General features: G+C 64.9%; 12 protein-coding genes. 2 read left to right on the top strand and 10 right to left on the bottom strand.

All coding sequences use genetic code 11. The annotated features are described in order from the left end of the window. Window positions 1-37: 37 nt before the first annotated feature. The gene (locus P0204_RS12910; protein ID WP_276179833.1) at window positions 38-1,081 is read right to left on the bottom strand and encodes a zinc-dependent alcohol dehydrogenase; all 1,044 of its coding nucleotides are present in this window, start codon (window positions 1,079-1,081) and stop codon (window positions 38-40) included. A gap of 97 nt (window positions 1,082-1,178) precedes the next feature. Here P0204_RS12910 and P0204_RS12905 point away from each other — a divergent pair, with 97 nt between their 5' ends. Next, window positions 1,179-1,952 (top strand): SDR family NAD(P)-dependent oxidoreductase, encoded by a 774-nt coding sequence (locus P0204_RS12905; RefSeq protein WP_276179831.1) that lies wholly within the window; start codon window positions 1,179-1,181, stop codon window positions 1,950-1,952. Between the two features lie 38 nt (window positions 1,953-1,990). Here P0204_RS12905 and P0204_RS12900 read toward each other — a convergent pair whose 3' ends face one another. The 8 genes from P0204_RS12900 to xacF form a co-directional block, all read right to left on the bottom strand. Beyond that, complete coding sequence (locus P0204_RS12900; RefSeq protein WP_276179829.1) at window positions 1,991-3,136, bottom strand: ABC transporter ATP-binding protein; 1,146 nt, start codon at window positions 3,134-3,136, stop codon at window positions 1,991-1,993. Beyond that, window positions 3,136-4,281: an ABC transporter ATP-binding protein gene (locus P0204_RS12895; RefSeq protein WP_276179827.1), complete on the bottom strand. Its 1,146-nt coding sequence runs from the start codon at window positions 4,279-4,281 to the stop codon at window positions 3,136-3,138. The genes P0204_RS12900 and P0204_RS12895 overlap by 1 nt, the downstream gene beginning before the upstream one ends. A gap of 1 nt (window position 4,282) precedes the next feature. Then, window positions 4,283-5,218, bottom strand: a complete 936-nt coding sequence (locus tag P0204_RS12890) for a carbohydrate ABC transporter permease (protein WP_276179825.1) — start codon at window positions 5,216-5,218, stop codon at window positions 4,283-4,285. A 1-nt stretch (window position 5,219) separates the two neighbouring features. After that, entirely contained in the window at window positions 5,220-6,170 is a 951-nt protein-coding gene (locus tag P0204_RS12885) for a carbohydrate ABC transporter permease (protein ID WP_276179823.1), read from the bottom strand. A gap of 51 nt (window positions 6,171-6,221) precedes the next feature. Continuing rightward, on the bottom strand, window positions 6,222-7,571 hold the full coding sequence (locus P0204_RS12880; protein ID WP_276179821.1) for an ABC transporter substrate-binding protein: 1,350 nt from the start codon (window positions 7,569-7,571) through the stop codon (window positions 6,222-6,224). A 103-nt stretch (window positions 7,572-7,674) separates the two neighbouring features. Further along, the gene (locus P0204_RS12875; RefSeq protein ID WP_276179819.1) at window positions 7,675-8,910 is read right to left on the bottom strand and encodes a mandelate racemase/muconate lactonizing enzyme family protein; all 1,236 of its coding nucleotides are present in this window, start codon (window positions 8,908-8,910) and stop codon (window positions 7,675-7,677) included. 128 nt (window positions 8,911-9,038) lie between these two features. After that, window positions 9,039-9,902, bottom strand: coding sequence for a fumarylacetoacetate hydrolase family protein (locus tag P0204_RS12870; protein ID WP_276179816.1), 864 nt, complete (start codon window positions 9,900-9,902; stop codon window positions 9,039-9,041). 488 nt (window positions 9,903-10,390) lie between these two features. Next, window positions 10,391-11,839 carry a 2,5-dioxovalerate dehydrogenase gene (xacF, locus tag P0204_RS12865; RefSeq protein ID WP_276179814.1) on the bottom strand — a complete coding sequence of 483 codons (1,449 nt, stop codon included), beginning with the start codon at window positions 11,837-11,839 and terminating at the stop codon, window positions 10,391-10,393. Between the two features lie 675 nt (window positions 11,840-12,514). Here xacF and P0204_RS12860 point away from each other — a divergent pair. After that, a complete protein-coding gene (locus P0204_RS12860) occupies window positions 12,515-14,083 on the top strand; it encodes a spermidine synthase (RefSeq protein WP_276179811.1) in 1,569 nt (522 codons plus the stop codon). A gap of 108 nt (window positions 14,084-14,191) precedes the next feature. Here the strand turns inward: P0204_RS12860 and P0204_RS12855 are convergent, their stop codons facing one another. Beyond that, on the bottom strand, window positions 14,192-15,415 hold the full coding sequence (locus P0204_RS12855; protein WP_276179809.1) for a hypothetical protein: 1,224 nt from the start codon (window positions 15,413-15,415) through the stop codon (window positions 14,192-14,194). Window positions 15,416-15,441 lie beyond the last annotated feature (26 nt).

The raw sequence follows: 15,441 nt of genomic DNA, 5'->3' as shown, positions 1-15,441 counted from the left end.
TGTAAAACCTTCTGAAAGGTGTAAGCGATCGTGTATGTCAGCCGTGGAGTTCGCTGACATCGAACACCGGCTTGCAGGTCTCGCCCGCGAGGAACGCCTCGAACGCCTCGTCGGCCGCCGTCAGCGAGAACCGGTCGTCGACGAACGTCTCGCAGTCGACCGCACCGCTGTCGATCAGGCGGAGCGACCGCTCGAAGTCGTCGTACATCGAGGCGTACGAGCATTGGAGGTCGATCTCCGAGCGGACCAGCGGGGAGTACTCCATCGTCGTCTCGCCGGTCTGTCCGACGAGGACGATCTGGCCCCCTTTCCGGACCTCCTCGACGGCCGACGGCAGCCCCGACGGGTGACCCGTCGTGTCGAAGACGACGTCGTAGCCGACCCCGTCGGTGAGTTCCGTTCGCCGGGCGGCCGCGTCCTCCTCGGCGATGTTGATCGTCTCGAACCCCAGCTCCCGGGCCAGCGGGAGCCGGTACTCCGCGTCCTGGCCGACGCCGGAGACGACGACCGTCCCGCCCTGTGCGCGCGCGATCTGGGCGGTCAGGAGGCCGATCGGGCCGGGACCCTCGACGAGGACGCGGTCACCGGCGGTCACCCGGGAGTTCTCGATGACGGCCCGAGCGCCGATGCTCGTCGGTTCGACGACGGCGGCGTGCTGTTGGGGGACCGACTCCGGGACGGGGTGGAGCGCCCGTTCCGGGACGGCGACGAACTGCTCGTAGGCCCCGTCGTGGTCGACGCCGGTGATGACCGCGTCCTGGCAGACGTTCGATTCGCCGATCTCGCACTGATAGCAGTCCCCACAGCCCCGGATCGGTCGCTCGACGACGCGGTCGCCGACGGCGAACTTCGAGACCGCGTCGCCGGTTTCGACGATCCGGCCGGCGTACTCGTGACCGATGACCGTCGGCAGATCCATCCGCTCGAAGGCCGACTCGAACTCGTAGATCCCGGCGTCGCTGCCACAGAGGCCGGCGTAGTCGACCTCGACGAGTGCTTCGTCGGGCGCTGGTTCCGGACGGTCCCGGTCGACGAGTTCCATCGCGCCGTGGCTACGGCGCACTTTCGCTAACCCTCTCATACCCCGAACAACTTGGTCGCCCCTAATAATTCTATGGTTGGCGACCCGTCCGGGAGGCTCCACAAAGACCAAATACGGCCGCGACGACACCGCCTGTATGCCTTCCTACGAGCACACGCCAGTCTCGCTTGCGGGCAAACGCGCCGTCGTCGTCGGCGGCACGAGCGGGATCGGACAGGCCATCGCCCTCGGGTTCGCGAGCGAGGGTGCCGACGTCATCGCTACCAGCCGGAGCACGGACGCCGTCGCGGAGACGGCCGACGCGATCGAGGCCCGCGGCGTCGACACCGCCCGTCAGACCTGTGACGTGACCGAGCGGGAGACCCTCGACGACCTCCGGGAGACCGCCGTGTCGGAGTTGGGCGGGATCGACGTCGTCGTCGCCTCACAGGGCGCGATCTCCCGCGAATCGGTACTCGGGATCGGCGACGACGACTGGGACTTCGTCACCGACGTGGCTCTCGACGGGGTCCGGCGGGTGACCCAGGCGCTGGTCCCGGGCATGGACGGCGACGGCGCGGTCGTCAACATCTCGTCGCTGGCGGCCCGCCTCGCGATGGCCGACCTCCCGGCCTACGCCGCGGCCAAGGGCGGTGTGGAATCGTTCACACGCGCGTCGGCGAAAGAACTCGCCCCAGAGATACGGGTCAACGCCATCGCCCCCGGGTTCGTCATCACGCCGCAGAACGAGGACACCTACGCCGAGGGGACCGAAAAGCGAGTGGAGATCGACGAGCGAACCCCGCTGGGCCGGGTCGCGGAGCGCGAGGAGATCGTCGGCGCGGCCGTCTTCCTGGCCAGCGACGCCGCCTCGTTCGTCACGGGCGAGGTCCTCACCGTCGACGGCGGCTTCGCGGACAGCGCGTTCTGACCCGGCCGGAGAAGTCGTTCGGTGGAACGTAGCGATCCTTACAACATCGGTTCCTGCTCGGCGAACGCCATGTCACGGGTGTAGAGCGCCTCGCCGCTCTCGGCGTCGAAGACGTGGATCGCCTCGACGGGCACGTGAGCCGTCACCGTCGCGCCGCTCTCGATTCGCTGTCGGCCGTCCGTCGTCGCGACGAGGTCCTCGGTCCCCTCGGTCTCGCCGGGGAACGCGAGGTGGACGACGTTCTGGTTGCCCATCGGCTCGACGACCGTCGCCGTCATCTCGAACTCGTGAGCGCTATCGCCGTCGGCACCGTCGAGTTCGATGTCCTCTGGACGGATGCCCAACACGAGGTCTGTCGCTCCCCCGACGGCGTCGGCGACTGTCTCGGGGAACGGGTACTGGAGCCGGTCGGCGACGAAGGTGCTGTTCTCGTGGCGACCCGACAGGAAGTTCATCGAGGGCTCGCCGATGAACTGCGCCACGAAGAGGTTCGTCGGCTCGTGGTACAGCTCCAGTGGCCGGCCGACCTGCTGGAGGCGGCCGTCGTTCATCACGGCGATGCGGTCGGACATCGTCATCGCCTCGGTCTGGTCGTGGGTGACGTAGACCGTCGTGACGCCGAGTTGCTCCTGGAGTTGCTGGAGTTCGGTACGCATCTCGGCCCGGAGCTTCGCGTCGAGGTTCGAGAGTGGCTCGTCCATCAGGAACACCTCGGGATCCCGGACGATCGCCCGTCCAAGCGCCACCCGCTGTTGCTGGCCGCCCGAGAGCTCGCCGGGGTGGCGGTCCAGCAGGTCCTCGATGCCCATCATCGACGCGACCTCGGTGACCCGCTCGTCGATCTCGGCGTCCGAGAGGTCGGTCGCCTCCTCCAGCCCGAAGGACATGTTCCCCCGGGCAGTCTTGTGTGGATACAGCGCGTAGGACTGGAACACCATGGCGATGTCGCGGTCCTGTGTCCGCACGCCGTTCTGGACCGCGTCGTCGAGACGGATCTCGCCGTCCGTGACCGTCTCCAGCCCGGCGATCATCCGGAGCGTCGTGGATTTCCCACAGCCGGAGGGGCCGACCAGCACCAGGAACTCGCCGTCGGGGATCTCGACGGAGATATCCTCGACCGCGACGATCTCCTCGTCGCCGTCCTCGAACACCTTGGTCACGTCGTCAAGTACGAGTCGGGCCATCAGACGTTCGTCACCTCCGTGGCCTCGACCTCTCGGCGCGTGTGCAACGCCTCGCCGCTCTCGGCGTCGAAGACGTGGACGTCGTCGGGATCGAGGGTGGCGACGACCGACTGGCCGGCCTCGAAGATGTCGGTCCCGCCGGTCAGAGCGTGTAAGAGCTCCTCGGCCGCCGTATCTTCGGGGTGGTTCAGGTGGACGACGTTCTGGTCGCCGTGTGGCTCCACGACCGTCACCTCCATAGGGAACTCGTGGTCGCGGGGCGGGCCGGCGTGTCTGTCGGCCGGTTCGAGCCCGATGTCCTCCGGCCGGACGCCCAACACGACGTTCTCGACGCCGTCGACGGCTTCTCGGATGCCGCTGTCGAAGGGGTACTCGACGAACCGGCCGAGGAACGTCCCGCGCTCGACGCGCCCGTGGATGAAGTTCATCGATGGCTCGCCGATGAAGCCGGCGACGAAACGGTTCGCGGGCGCGTGGTACAGCTCCAGGGGCCGGCCGACCTGCTGGAGTTGCCCGTCGTTCATCACGGCGATGCGGTCTGACATCGTCATCGCCTCGGTCTGGTTGTGGGTGACGTAGACGGTGGTGACCCCGAACTGCTCCTGGAGTTGCTGGAGTTCGGTGCGCATCTCGGCCCGGAGTTTCGCGTCCAGGTTCGAGAGCGGTTCGTCCATCAGGAACACCTCGGGGTCCCGGACGATCGCCCGTCCCAGCGCCACCCGCTGTTGTTGGCCGCCCGAGAGTTCCTCGGGTTTGCGGTCGAGCAACTCCTCGATGCTGAGCATCGCGGCGATCTCCTCGACGCGTTCCTCGCGCTCGGCGGCGGTGTACCCCGCCTCCTCTTCGAGGCCAAAGCGCATGTTCTCCCGGACGGTCATGTGTGGATACAGCGCGTAGTCCTGGAACACCATGGCGATGTCACGGTTCTGTGGCACCCGGTAGTTCATGTGATCCTCGGCGATGTAGACGTCGCCGGACGTGGGCGTCTCCAGCCCCGCCAGACAGCGAAGCGTGGTCGACTTCCCACAGCCGGAGGGACCGACCAGCACGAGGAACTCGCCGTCCTCGATCGCGATCGAGAGGTCCTCGACCGCCGTCGTGTCGCCGAACTCCTTGGTCAGCCGGTCGATCGTGATCGCTCCCATCTCAGGCACCTCCCTCGGTCTGGAGCCCTTTGGCGAACTGTTCGGCGAAGGCGACGTAGATCAACAACGTCGGGATGGCCGCGAGGAACGACGCGGACATCCTGATGCCGAAGTCGACACCGGAGGTGGACGCTCCCACGGCCGGAAGGATGAGCGTCACGACAGCCTCGGGGGTGTCCGACCCCGTGATGAGCGTGAACGCGAAGAGGAACTCGTTGTAGATCTGCGTGAACTGGTAGATGAACACGACGCCGAACATCGGCTTCGAGATGGGGAGCAACACCCGGCGGTAGATCTTCGAGAGGGAGGCCCCGTCGATCTTCGCGGCCTCGACGAGCGAACCCGGGAGGCTCTGGTAGTACGACCGGAACAGGATGGTACAGATCGGAATCCCGTAGGCGATGTGGGTGATCATCAGCGGGACGAGGTTCGAGTGGTAGGGTTCGAGAACCGGGAGCGCACCGAACGCCGGGGCGAGCATGGACGCGAGCGGGAAGATGTTGTTCCAGAAGCGGGCCAGCGGGACCAGCACGGCCTGATAGGGCAGGAAGATGCCGACGAGGAACAGCATCAGGACCGCGGTCTGACCGCGCCAGCGGACCATCGTCAGCCCGTAGGCAGCCATGCTCCCGAACAGGACGCTCCCGATGGTCGCCGGGATGGCCATGAACAGCGAGTTGAAGAAGGCACCCGAGAGTTCGTTGAGCGCGAACTGGAGGTTGCCCAGCGTGAACCCGGAGGCGCTCGGCGGGACGAGCGGGATCGTCCGCGCGACCGCCTCGTTGGTCTTGAACGCGGTCATGAGACCGGTCTGTAGCGGCGAGAGGAAGAAGCCGATGAAGAGGATGACCAGCACGTACTGGCCGATGCGTTTCAGGCTCACGTCCTCGACGAGCGATGCGACGTCGAACGTCGAATCAGGTGTTGATTGTGACATGTCAGAGACTCCCCTGTCTGTACTGGTAGTAGAGGTACGGCGCGATGACCCCGAGCGCGAGAATCAGGAGGTACGTCGCGATACTCGCGGCGTAGGCCCACTTCCCGAACTTGAACGCCTCCCGGACCATCAGCGTCGCCAGGATGTCCGTCCCGTTGGGTGGCCGGTAGCGCCCGGTCAGCGAGTACAGGAAAGTAAAGGCCTTGAGGGCGAACACCATCAACACGACGGCCGCGCTGACCGAGGCCTCCTTCATCTGTGGGACGATGATGCGGAGGTAGGTCTTGATCGTGCTCGCGCCGTCGACGCGGGCGGCTTCGAACTGATCGTCCGGGAGGGAGCGCAGGCCGGCGAGGTAGACGACCATCGTGTAGCCGCTGAACTGCCAGATGAGCGCGAAGATGACCGACCCCAACGCGATGCCGGGGTTCCCGATCCACTGGACGGGCTGGAACCCCAGCGTCGTCACGATGATGTTCAACAGCCCGTTGTTGGTGTTGAACATCCAGAGCCACATCTGTGCCGTGATGACGAACGAGAGGCTCATCGGCAGCAGATAGATCGTCTGGACCGTGTTGTTGTAGCGGATCCCCTGGTCGAGCAGGATAGCGAGGAACAGCCCGAGGAACAGACAGATGGTGGTAAACACCACGAGCAGGACGAGGTTGTTCTGTGCCGCCGTGAGGAAGGCCTCGCTCCCCAGCACCTGTCCGTACATATCTAGGTCGAGGTTGCTGTAGTCCGGCGGCGTCAACCCCCGGGCGTCGGTCAGCGAGATGGCGATGTTGAACCCCATCCCGCCGTAGACGGCGATACCCATGATGACGAGCGGGATCCCCCAGAACGGCGACGACCGGACGAAGTCGCTGTTGAGGAAGTATCTGAGCTTCGTCTCCCAGCCGACTTCCTCCGACGACTGTGTGGTCGTCTCTTTGGTTTCGTGCGTACCCATAGCTGTAGTGGTTTCTCTCCTACGTAATAAAACGTGTAGGTACCGGCTCGGCTATCCGGAGACGGCGTCCAGCAGCGCGTCGGCCGCGGCTTCGACGTCGTACGGTCCCATCATGTTGTTGCTCAGCGCCGTCCGGCACGCACCGAGTTGCTCGGGCGGCACCGCCAGCCCGTGGGCGATGGTCGGCGGGTAGCGGTCCGAACTCGTCAGGTGTTCGTAGTTCATGGCGATGAAATCGCCCAGTTCGCCCGGATCGATGTCGGTCCGCAGCGGGACCGAACCCTTGAGATTGTTGAACGCGATCTGAGCCTGCTTGGTTCCGACGAACTTCTGCCAGGCGACGGTCTCGTCTCTCGTCGGGTTGTTCGCCGGAGCGACGATGGAGTCGATGTGGTAGGTGTAGGTGCCCTCGGTGCCCGGGAAGGGGACCCAGTCCCACTGCTCCTGGTAGTTGAACGAGTCGTCGACGCGGAACTGGCCCGCGAGCCAGTTACCCTGGTGCATACAGGCGACCTCGCCGTTGATCATCTTCCCGCCCATATCGGTGAAACTGGACGTGGAGGCGTCGTCGGTGATGTAGTTCTGCTGGATGTCCCGGACGATTTCCAGGGCCTCGATCATCGCCGCGCGGTCGCCGTTGCCCTCGATGAAGTCCATGTAGGCGTCGATGCCGGCCTGTCCCATGAGTACCTGCGCCCACAGCTGGAGGACCGTCCACGGCGCGACCATGGCCTGCCCCATCGGCACGATGTCGGTCTCCGATTGGAGCGTATCGAGCGCACTCATCAACGCCTCGATACTGTCGAGGCTGTCGGGGTCGATGCCGGCCTCTTCGAACGCCGAGATGTTGTAGAAGAGGTTGTTCATCCGGTGGGAGCCAAGCGGGACGGCGGGCATCTTCCCGTTGAACGTGTTGAGTTCGATCGCCCGCTGTTGCATCACGTCCTTGTACCCCTCGGCGTCCCAGACGTCCGCTTCGAGGTCCATGAGGTTCCCGCGGTACCGTTCGAGGTTCTGTCCCGGCCAGTTGGCGAAGGAACTCATCGGGTTGCCGTTGACCAGCCGCCGGAGGATCGTCGCGTTCAGGTTGACGTTCGCGCTCGCCCCGACCGCCTGGAAGTTCGTCGACATCTCGGGGAACTCCTCCTGGAATACCTCGATGAGGGCGTTGACCGCCGCCTCGCCGTCACCGCCGGCCCAGCCGTGGAGGACTTCGAGTTCACCGTCCCACTGTCCGCCCCCAGAACCGCTGGAGCTGTCGGTATCGCCCGAGCCACCCGAGCCACTCGATCCGTCCGAGCCACCGGAGCCACCGTCACCCGAACCACCGTCACCCGAACAGCCGGCCACGCTGGCCGCGGCACCGACGCCGAGTGCTGTGAGGTACTGTCGCCGCTTCATAACCGAGTCTAAACTGTCATGTTCGACCATACAGTATCGAGGTGTGAGCACTATCTGTTAAATTTATCGGTGGTCGAAGGTACGAGGAACCGGAAAGACGCGGTCAGGCCTCGTCGAACAGTTCCTGACCCGCTGCGAGGTGGGTCTCGACGGCATCGAGATCCAGCGTCAGTCCCAACCCGGGTTTCTCGGGGATCGCCATGTAGCCGTCCTCGATGAGGTCGTCTTCCTCGACGAGGTCCTCCCACCAGCCGAGTTCGTAGGAGTGGTACTCGACGGCCAGCGAGTTCGGGATGGCCGCCCCGACGTGTGCGGACGCCATCGTCCCGATGGGCGAGGAGACGTTGTGCATCGCCACCGGGATGTAGAACATGTCGGCGAGCGTGGCGATCTTCATGGTCTCACGCATCCCGCCGACCTTCGGAACGTCCGGGGCGACGATGTCGACGGCCTGCTCGGTGAGCAGGCGGCGCTGGCCGTGTGTCCGGTAGACGTTCTCGCCGACCGCGATCGGCGTGCCGGTCGATTGTGTCACCTCGCGCTGGACGTCGTGATTCTCCGGCGGAACGGGGTCTTCGAGCCACCAGACGTCGTACTGTTCGAGTTCCCGGGCGAGGCGTTTCGCGCTCCCGCTGGCGAACGCCCAGTGACAGTCGAAGGCGGCGTCGGCCTCGTCGCCGACCCGTTCGGTGACGCGTCTGACGATCTCGGCCTTGTGCTCGATCTCGGGCTGGCGGAGGTGACGGTTCGCCCGGTCCTTCTCGTGGCCGGAGGGCACGTCCAGATCGAATTTCAACGCGTCGTAGCCGAGTTCCTCGACCACGCGCTCGGCCTCGTCGGCACAGGCTTCGGGGTCGGCCTCGTCCTCGGTGTGACAGTCACAGTAGGTCCGGACCCGGTCGCGGTACTTCCCGCCCAGTAGCTGGTAGGCGGGTACGTCGAGGATCTTGCCGGCCGCGTCGTGGAGCGCCAGTTCGATCCCGGAGATGGCCGCGATGTCCTTCCCGCCGATGGACCCCTCGCCGGACATCTTCTGGACCATGTGCTCGTAGAGCCGATCGATATCCAGCGGGTTCTCGCCGACGATGAACGGCCGGAGACGGTCGATGATCTCCGGGAGCGCACCGCCCCAGTAGGCTTCGCCGTTACCGACGACGCCGGCGTCGGTGTAGAGTCGGACCAGCGTCCACGGGTAGTTCCCGTCGACGATGACCGTCTGTACGTCGGTGATCTCGACGTCGCGACCAGCGCCGCGGGATTCGGTGAGTCCCATCGTCTCGGCCGAGAGGTCGCGCATGGTATACTCCGCGTTAGGGTCTCGCAGGTCTCCGTAGTTCATGCGTCACTGACGAATTCGCATCGACCTTGAAAATACTTTCGAGAGTGCCCCCCGGACCCAGCCAGTGGCGACGTGCTCGGTGCGGGGAGACGCGACTGGTGGTCGGGCGTCGCGCCCGCCACTGCGGTTCAAACCGTCGTGACAGTGTTTTGAAGCCGTCCGATACCCTCGATCTCGATCTCGACGCGATCCCCGTCCTGGAGCGTGAACCCGTCTTCGGGGACGAGCGACGTGCCGGTGAGCAACACGGCCACTTCGGGGACGGCGTTGTGGTCCCGGAAGTACGAGACGAGTTCTTCGCAACTACGGACCATCTCCTGGGTCCCCGTCTCGCCGCTGTAGATACGGTCGCCGTCGCGGGAGATCGCCATCGTGAGGGTGAGCGCGTGCGGATCGTCGATGTCGGTCGCCACGCACGGTCCCAGCGAACAACACCGGTCGTAGACCTTCGCCTGCGGGAGATACAGCGGGTTTTCGCCCTCGATAGAGCGACTACTCATGTCGTTGCCGACGGTGTAGCCGACGATATCACCCTCGTAGAGAACGATGCCGAGTTCGGGCTCCGGGACGTCCCACTTCGAGTCGCCCCTGATCCCGACGTCCTCGTCCGGTCCGACCGTCCGGTTGGGGGTGGACTTGAAGAAGATCTCCGGTCTGTCGGCGTCGTAGACGTCGACGTACATGTCCGGCATGGAGCTCTCCTCCCGCCGGGCCTCCTCGCTGATCCGGTACGTCACGCCCGCCGCCCACACCTCGTCGACGTCGATCGGTATCCGGCGCCGTTGCTCGACGTGGGCCGGGGACAGTTCCGTCGCGGCATCGAGGTGCCGGGACGCGATGGCGTCCGGGGATTCGTCCGCGATACTCGCCGCCCGTAGCAGGGCCCGAAACGAGGACAACCGTGGTTTCGCCGTTGTCAGATCGTAGACGCCATCGTCGCTGGAGACGGCCAGTCGGCTCCCCGCTCCGTCGCGTAGCTGGTGATACCTCATGCCAGAAGTCTATCCGGCCTCGATAATAAAATGTGGTGCTGGCGGCTGTAACGCCCGATCTCCGACTGGCCCGTACGTATTGGACTATCTCGCCGTTCTGTTCCAAATGGTCAAACAGAGGGAATAACGGGTGTACCCGCGTTAGTTCGAAAAAGTCGTGAAAGCTGTTAACATGGGTCTCCAATCGTGAGCGGGACCGTACCGACACTCTCAGGAATCTGTCGTTAAGGTTGAATTTCTGACTGTCATCTCCCGTAATCACACACCGTTGTTCCACAGTGGTGAACAGAGTTGCGAGCATAGCATCGGGGGAGTGGACCTTCGTGAACAGATGGTCGACGATATCGGGCGGCCGAACGGTCATCACGCGACGTGTGCGGACCCGAGCGTGATACGGGACGGTCTCGATCGAGAGCCCCGGGGCTTCGGGGACGGGGTCCAGTCGAGAACGGTCGCCGATAGTGGGCCGACTCAGCCGCGGACGACACTCAGTAGTTGAGATAGACGGTCTTGCTGAGGGTGTAGAAATCGAGTCCCGCGTCGCCCTGCTCGCGGTAGGTCTCGCTGGAAGAGGCTTTCATCCCGCCGAAGGGGACGTGGAGTTCGAGCCCGGTCGTCTTCTCGTTTGTCTTCACGACGCCGGCTTCGGCCTCGTCGACGAACCGGTGGGCTTTCCGCAGGTCGTCGGTGACGATACTCGCCGACAGCCCCTGTTCGACGCCGTTGGCGACGTCCAACGCCGACTCGAAGCCGTCGACCGGGATGACGGAAAGCACCGGGCCGAACACTTCCTCCTGTGCGATCCGCATGTCCGGGTCTACGTCGGCGAACACCGTGGGCTCCACGAAGTAGCCGTCCTCGTATGGCTCCCCCGTCGGGCGTCCCCCGCCGGTGACCAGACGGGCACCCTCCGACTGTGCGATGTCGATGTACTCCAGGGTCCCGTCGAGTTCGGACTGGGTGACCTGGGGTCCCATGTCCGGGTCGGTCATGCCGGCCCCGATATCGAGCGCGTCGGCATACTCGGCGATACCCGCGACGAAGTCCTCGTAGACGGACTCGTGGACGACGGCACGCGAGCAGGCGGTACAGGCCTGGCCCGTCACACCGAACGCCCCGCTCCCCACGATGTCGACGGCCTCGTCGATATCCGCGTCGGCCGCCACCACCGTGGGGTTCTTCCCACCCATCTCCAGTTGGACGCGCTTCTGGTCTTCGGCGGCCGCCTGATAGACCGTGTCGCCGACCGATTCCGAACCGGTGAACGAGACGGCGTCGACGCGCTCGTCGGTGGTGAGTACCGAACCGACGACGCTTCCGGATCCCGTGACGAAATTGAGGACGCCGTCCGGGAGCCCCGCGTCGTCGAGCGCCTCGACGAGTTTCGCACCCGTGACTCCCGCCACGGTCGCCGGTTTGAGAACGACCGTGTTACCCGCCGCCAGCGCCGGCGCGACCTTCCAGGCCGGGATCGCGATGGGGTAGTTCCAGGGGGTGATCGCCGCGACGACACCGACGGGTTCCTGCCGGACCGACAGCGTCGCGTCCCGAGCACTGCTTTCCTTGCCCTCACCGCCGATATCGCTGGCTTTGCCGGCGTAGTAGTGGAAGATGTCGATGGCACGCTGGACCTCGCCACCGGCCTCGGACCGCGTTTTCCCCTCCTCGCGGACGAGCGTCTCGACGATCGACGCTTTCCTGTCGGCGAGGATCGTCCCCGTCTCCCGGAGGATCGCGCCCCGTTCCGGCCCCGGTGTGGCACCCCACTCCTCGGCCGCTTCGTCCGCGGCGGCGATCGCACGTCGGGTATCCGCCGCCGTCGAGGACTGCACCGTGCCGACGACTTCACTCGGGTCAGCAGGGTTGCGACTCTGAGCGGTCTCCCCGCTCTCGGATTCGATCCACTCTCCGCTAACGTAATTGTGCGTTTCCGCCATCGCCTAGGATCGGGTGATCGAGATATAGAATAGTTACGGTCGAGACAGTTCTCGCCGAGGCCGCCGTCTCACTGCGGGGATCGGTTGCTACCGATGGCGGGACACCTCTCCGGTCCCGGCGGGCGTCGTCACCCGAGTGGTTCGACATCTGTCGTATAAATATATATGTATTGTCGAACTTTATCGGTATACGATGCGGTGTCCCGACTGCAACACCAGCATGAGCGTCCAGACAGAGTACTACATACCGGCCGTCGTCTGTGAACACTGCGGCTACCACGCGCCGAAAGGAGCGGACTGATCCCGAGTCGTGGCCGACTGCGGTATCGGGGATCGACTACCGAACGAGACGAGATCGTCGCGTATTGGCTATCGTGACGAGAGTTCGCAGACACTACCAGATTCTCCCATAGTATCTCTTTTTACCCCTTTTGTTACTGAATATCCGGAATATGGTTCGATATATCTCAAATATATTCATGATACAGCTAGAAGCGTATTGATATCAGGATTTTCGACCGAGAAGAGGGGGAGAATTCTGACATACCGAGGAATCGAGAACTGTCGATCGCCCTGAGAGCTTTCGCCCGGATAAATACCACAGCGGGCGGGAGTACATCGGCCCACCTGCCCGGCCGTCATTACTTACGGACCGAGACCTAACGACGGGTAGATATGGGTTGGGTCGGAGAACTGACGGACGGGCGGTTCACCGGCCCCGGAGTCGCGGTGTTCGTCTCCGGGGTGGCGAGTATGGGGCTGGAGATCCTCGCCGGCCGGATCGTCGCCCCGCAGTTCGGCAGCAGCATCTACACCTGGGGGAGTATCATCGGCGTCTTCCTCGCGGCGTTGAGCCTGGGTTATCACTACGGCGGCAAGCGGGCCGCCGAGCGCGCCAGTCGACCGCGACTCGCCCGACTACTCCTCTGGACGGCCGCCTACGTCGCGCTGGTGATCTTCGCGAGCGACCTCCTGCTCTCGCTGGGCGGGTCGTTCCCGCTGCCCAGTCGGTTCGCCTCGCTTCCGGCGATCACCCTACTGTTCGGGCCGCCGACGTATCTGCTCGGGTTCATCAGTCCGTACGCGGCACAGCTCTCGGAGACCGAAGGGGTCGGCGAGGCGTCCGGCCAGGTGTACGCCGTCGGCACGATCGGCAGTATCATCGGCGCGTTCGGGACGACGTTCCTACTGATCCCGTCGTTTAGCATCGAAGTCATCGGGTTCGTCTTCGGTGCCCTGCTGGTCGCGACCGCCGCGGGACTCGTGCTCACCTCGACCCCACGCGAGCCGGTGTACTCGACCGTCGCCGTCGGCGTCCTCCTCCTCGCCGCGGTCTCCAGTGGTGCGATCGGCGTCTCGACGGGCGGCCAGGTCGTCTACCAGACCCAGACGCCGTACCAGGAGCTAGAGGTGACCGAACTCGGCGGGACGCGGACGCTGTACCTCGACGGCCAGCGCCACAGCGCGATGGACGTCGACGACCCCGACAGACACGTCTTCAGGTACACGCGGTACTTCCACCTGCCGTATCTCGTGGCCGAGGACCCCGACGACATCGATCGGGTGCTGTTCGTCGGCGGCGGGGGGTTCAGCGGTCCCAAGCGGTTCGTCTCGGAGTACGACGCGACCGTCGACGTCGTCGAGATCGATCCGACCGTCGTCCGCGTCGCCAAGGAGTACTTCGCCGTCGAGGAATCGGAGCAATTGAACATCCACACCGACGACGGCCGGCGGTTCCTCCGCCAGACGAACCACACCTACGACCTCATCGTCCTCGACGCCTACAAGAAGGACAAGGTCCCCTTCCAGTTGACGACAGTGGAGTTCATGCAACTGACCCGGGACCGCCTCTCCGAGGACGGCATCCTCGTCTCGAACCTCATCTCCGCACCCAGCGGGCCCGCCTCGCAGTTCTACCGCTCGGAGTATCGAACCGTGAACGAGGTCTACCCCCAGGTCTACAGTTTCTCGACGGCCTCGGGGTCGACCGTCGTGCAGAACATCGAACTCGTCGCGACGAAAGACACCGAGCGACTCTCCGAAGCCGACCTCCGACAGCGTAACGCCGAGCGCGACATCGGTATCGATCTCACGGACGAGGTCGGCAGCTATCAGGACCCACCCCCCACCGAAGACGTGCCGATCCTCCGGGACGACCGCGCTCCGATCGACAGCCTGCTCGATCCGATGGTCGGTCAGGAGTACGTCGTCGAGCAGGTGCCGGAAAACCGGAGTTCGGGATGATCGTCCTCGGCCGAGACTGCCGCGATGTCGACCGTCGTCTCACGCTCGTGCGTGTAGCCGGACCCGACGGCACACCGTCGATTTCCAGGACAGAACCCGGGCGGGCACTCAGGTCGTCTCGGCCACGGAGCGGGCGACGCGGCGGAGCGTGGCGTTGTCGACCTGGCCTGTCACGTGATACCGGTCACCGTCTGCGTTCCAGGTGATGCTCGTCCGGTCGTCGGTCCGGGTCTGTCTGGCTTCGTAGGGGCCGATCTGGACGGTCGTCCCGTTCGAAACAGTGCGTGGCTCGTCGACGATAGAGACAGTGATCTGGCCGTCACCGCGTGGCTGTTCGTACTGGAGCACAGCGAACTCCGGCTCGGTCGTCCGATGGGACGCCGACGCGAACTCGAACCCGGATGGGACCGTGGGATCGGGAATCGACAACTCGGTGGCGTTGGCCAACGCGGCCCGGGAGTCGTAGCTGCTGGAGCGTACCCGCTCGGCGTCGTCCGGAACCTCGTCGGCCTGGAGTTCGAACGTCTCCGGTTCGATCGTCGGATTGAACGACACGTTCCGGTACGTGATGGTGGATTCGTAGGTATTTCCGTTGTACGTCGAGACAGTCTGCCGTTTGATCGGGAACACGTACTCCCGGTCGAGCCAGAGCGTCTGTGATTCGAGCGCCATCGCGTCGGACGCGGGCGTCACCTCGAGTCGGTAGGTAGTCCGCCCGTCGACCGTCTCGGTCCCGGCGTACGTGACCGTGACGTTCCCCTGTCCGTAGGCTGTCGAGCTGTTCTGCTCGCCGTCCGTCCGCGGGACGGCCGGTAGCGGCGAGATCCCGGGCGTCACGGTCGGCTTCCCGACGGCCCGGCCGCTCCGGGCTGCGCCGAGGAGTTCGGGGTAGTCGGGCTTCACTGAGTCGTTGTCCGATGCGATCGACGCCCGATGGAGCCGCTCGGCTGCCGGGTCGTAGAACACCAGCGTCGATCCGTTGGCGATGACGAATCCGCCTTCGGCCACCAGCGGCGGGTTCGCGTCGGCGGACGCGTTCACCGACAGCACACGGTCGTGATACGCGTACGGGTCGAGGCGTTGCTGTTTCCGCGAAACGGTCGTTGTCGTTGCGTTGTCCCGCTCCTGGACGGTCGTCACCGTCGCGTTGATGGTCTCCAACTCCGCGTAACGGTCCGCCGCCTCGCGCTCGGTCGGGAGTTGCTCGGCTGTCCCGGACAGGCTACCGCTCCCGATCGCACTACAACCGCTCGCGAGGAGGACGACGACGACGAGCGAGAGCCGCGCGAGCCGCCGGAGCCGTACCGAACCGGTATTCGGGCGTGTGCGCATCGGTCGTTTGTGTTGGAAGGTTGTCT

This window comes from Haloarcula halophila (genome assembly GCF_029278565.1).
Classification (GTDB): domain Archaea; phylum Halobacteriota; class Halobacteria; order Halobacteriales; family Haloarculaceae; genus Haloarcula; species Haloarcula halophila.
Note: the sequence above shows the minus strand (reverse complement) of the source record. Positions and strands in the feature narration are given on the sequence as shown.

Bases quoted from the DNA above. Each gene is read 5' to 3' on its own strand.
- P0204_RS12880 (WP_276179821.1), bottom strand. From the start codon at position 7,571: ATGAAGCGGCGACAGTACCTCACAGCACTCGGCGTCGGTGCCGCGGCC.
- P0204_RS12895 (WP_276179827.1), bottom strand. From the start codon at position 4,281: ATGGGAGCGATCACGATCGACCGGCTGACCAAGGAGTTCGGCGACACG.
- P0204_RS12885 (WP_276179823.1), bottom strand. From the start codon at position 6,170: ATGGGTACGCACGAAACCAAAGAGACGACCACACAGTCGTCGGAGGAA.
- P0204_RS12890 (WP_276179825.1), bottom strand. From the start codon at position 5,218: ATGTCACAATCAACACCTGATTCGACGTTCGACGTCGCATCGCTCGTC.
- P0204_RS12875 (WP_276179819.1), bottom strand. From the start codon at position 8,910: ATGAACTACGGAGACCTGCGAGACCCTAACGCGGAGTATACCATGCGC.
- P0204_RS12855 (WP_276179809.1), bottom strand. From the start codon at position 15,415: ATGCGCACACGCCCGAATACCGGTTCGGTACGGCTCCGGCGGCTCGCG.
- P0204_RS12860 (WP_276179811.1), top strand. From the start codon at position 12,515: ATGGGTTGGGTCGGAGAACTGACGGACGGGCGGTTCACCGGCCCCGGA.
- P0204_RS12910 (WP_276179833.1), bottom strand. From the start codon at position 1,081: ATGAGAGGGTTAGCGAAAGTGCGCCGTAGCCACGGCGCGATGGAACTC.
- P0204_RS12905 (WP_276179831.1), top strand. From the start codon at position 1,179: ATGCCTTCCTACGAGCACACGCCAGTCTCGCTTGCGGGCAAACGCGCC.
- P0204_RS12870 (WP_276179816.1), bottom strand. From the start codon at position 9,902: ATGAGGTATCACCAGCTACGCGACGGAGCGGGGAGCCGACTGGCCGTC.
- xacF (WP_276179814.1), bottom strand. From the start codon at position 11,839: ATGGCGGAAACGCACAATTACGTTAGCGGAGAGTGGATCGAATCCGAG.
- P0204_RS12900 (WP_276179829.1), bottom strand. From the start codon at position 3,136: ATGGCCCGACTCGTACTTGACGACGTGACCAAGGTGTTCGAGGACGGC.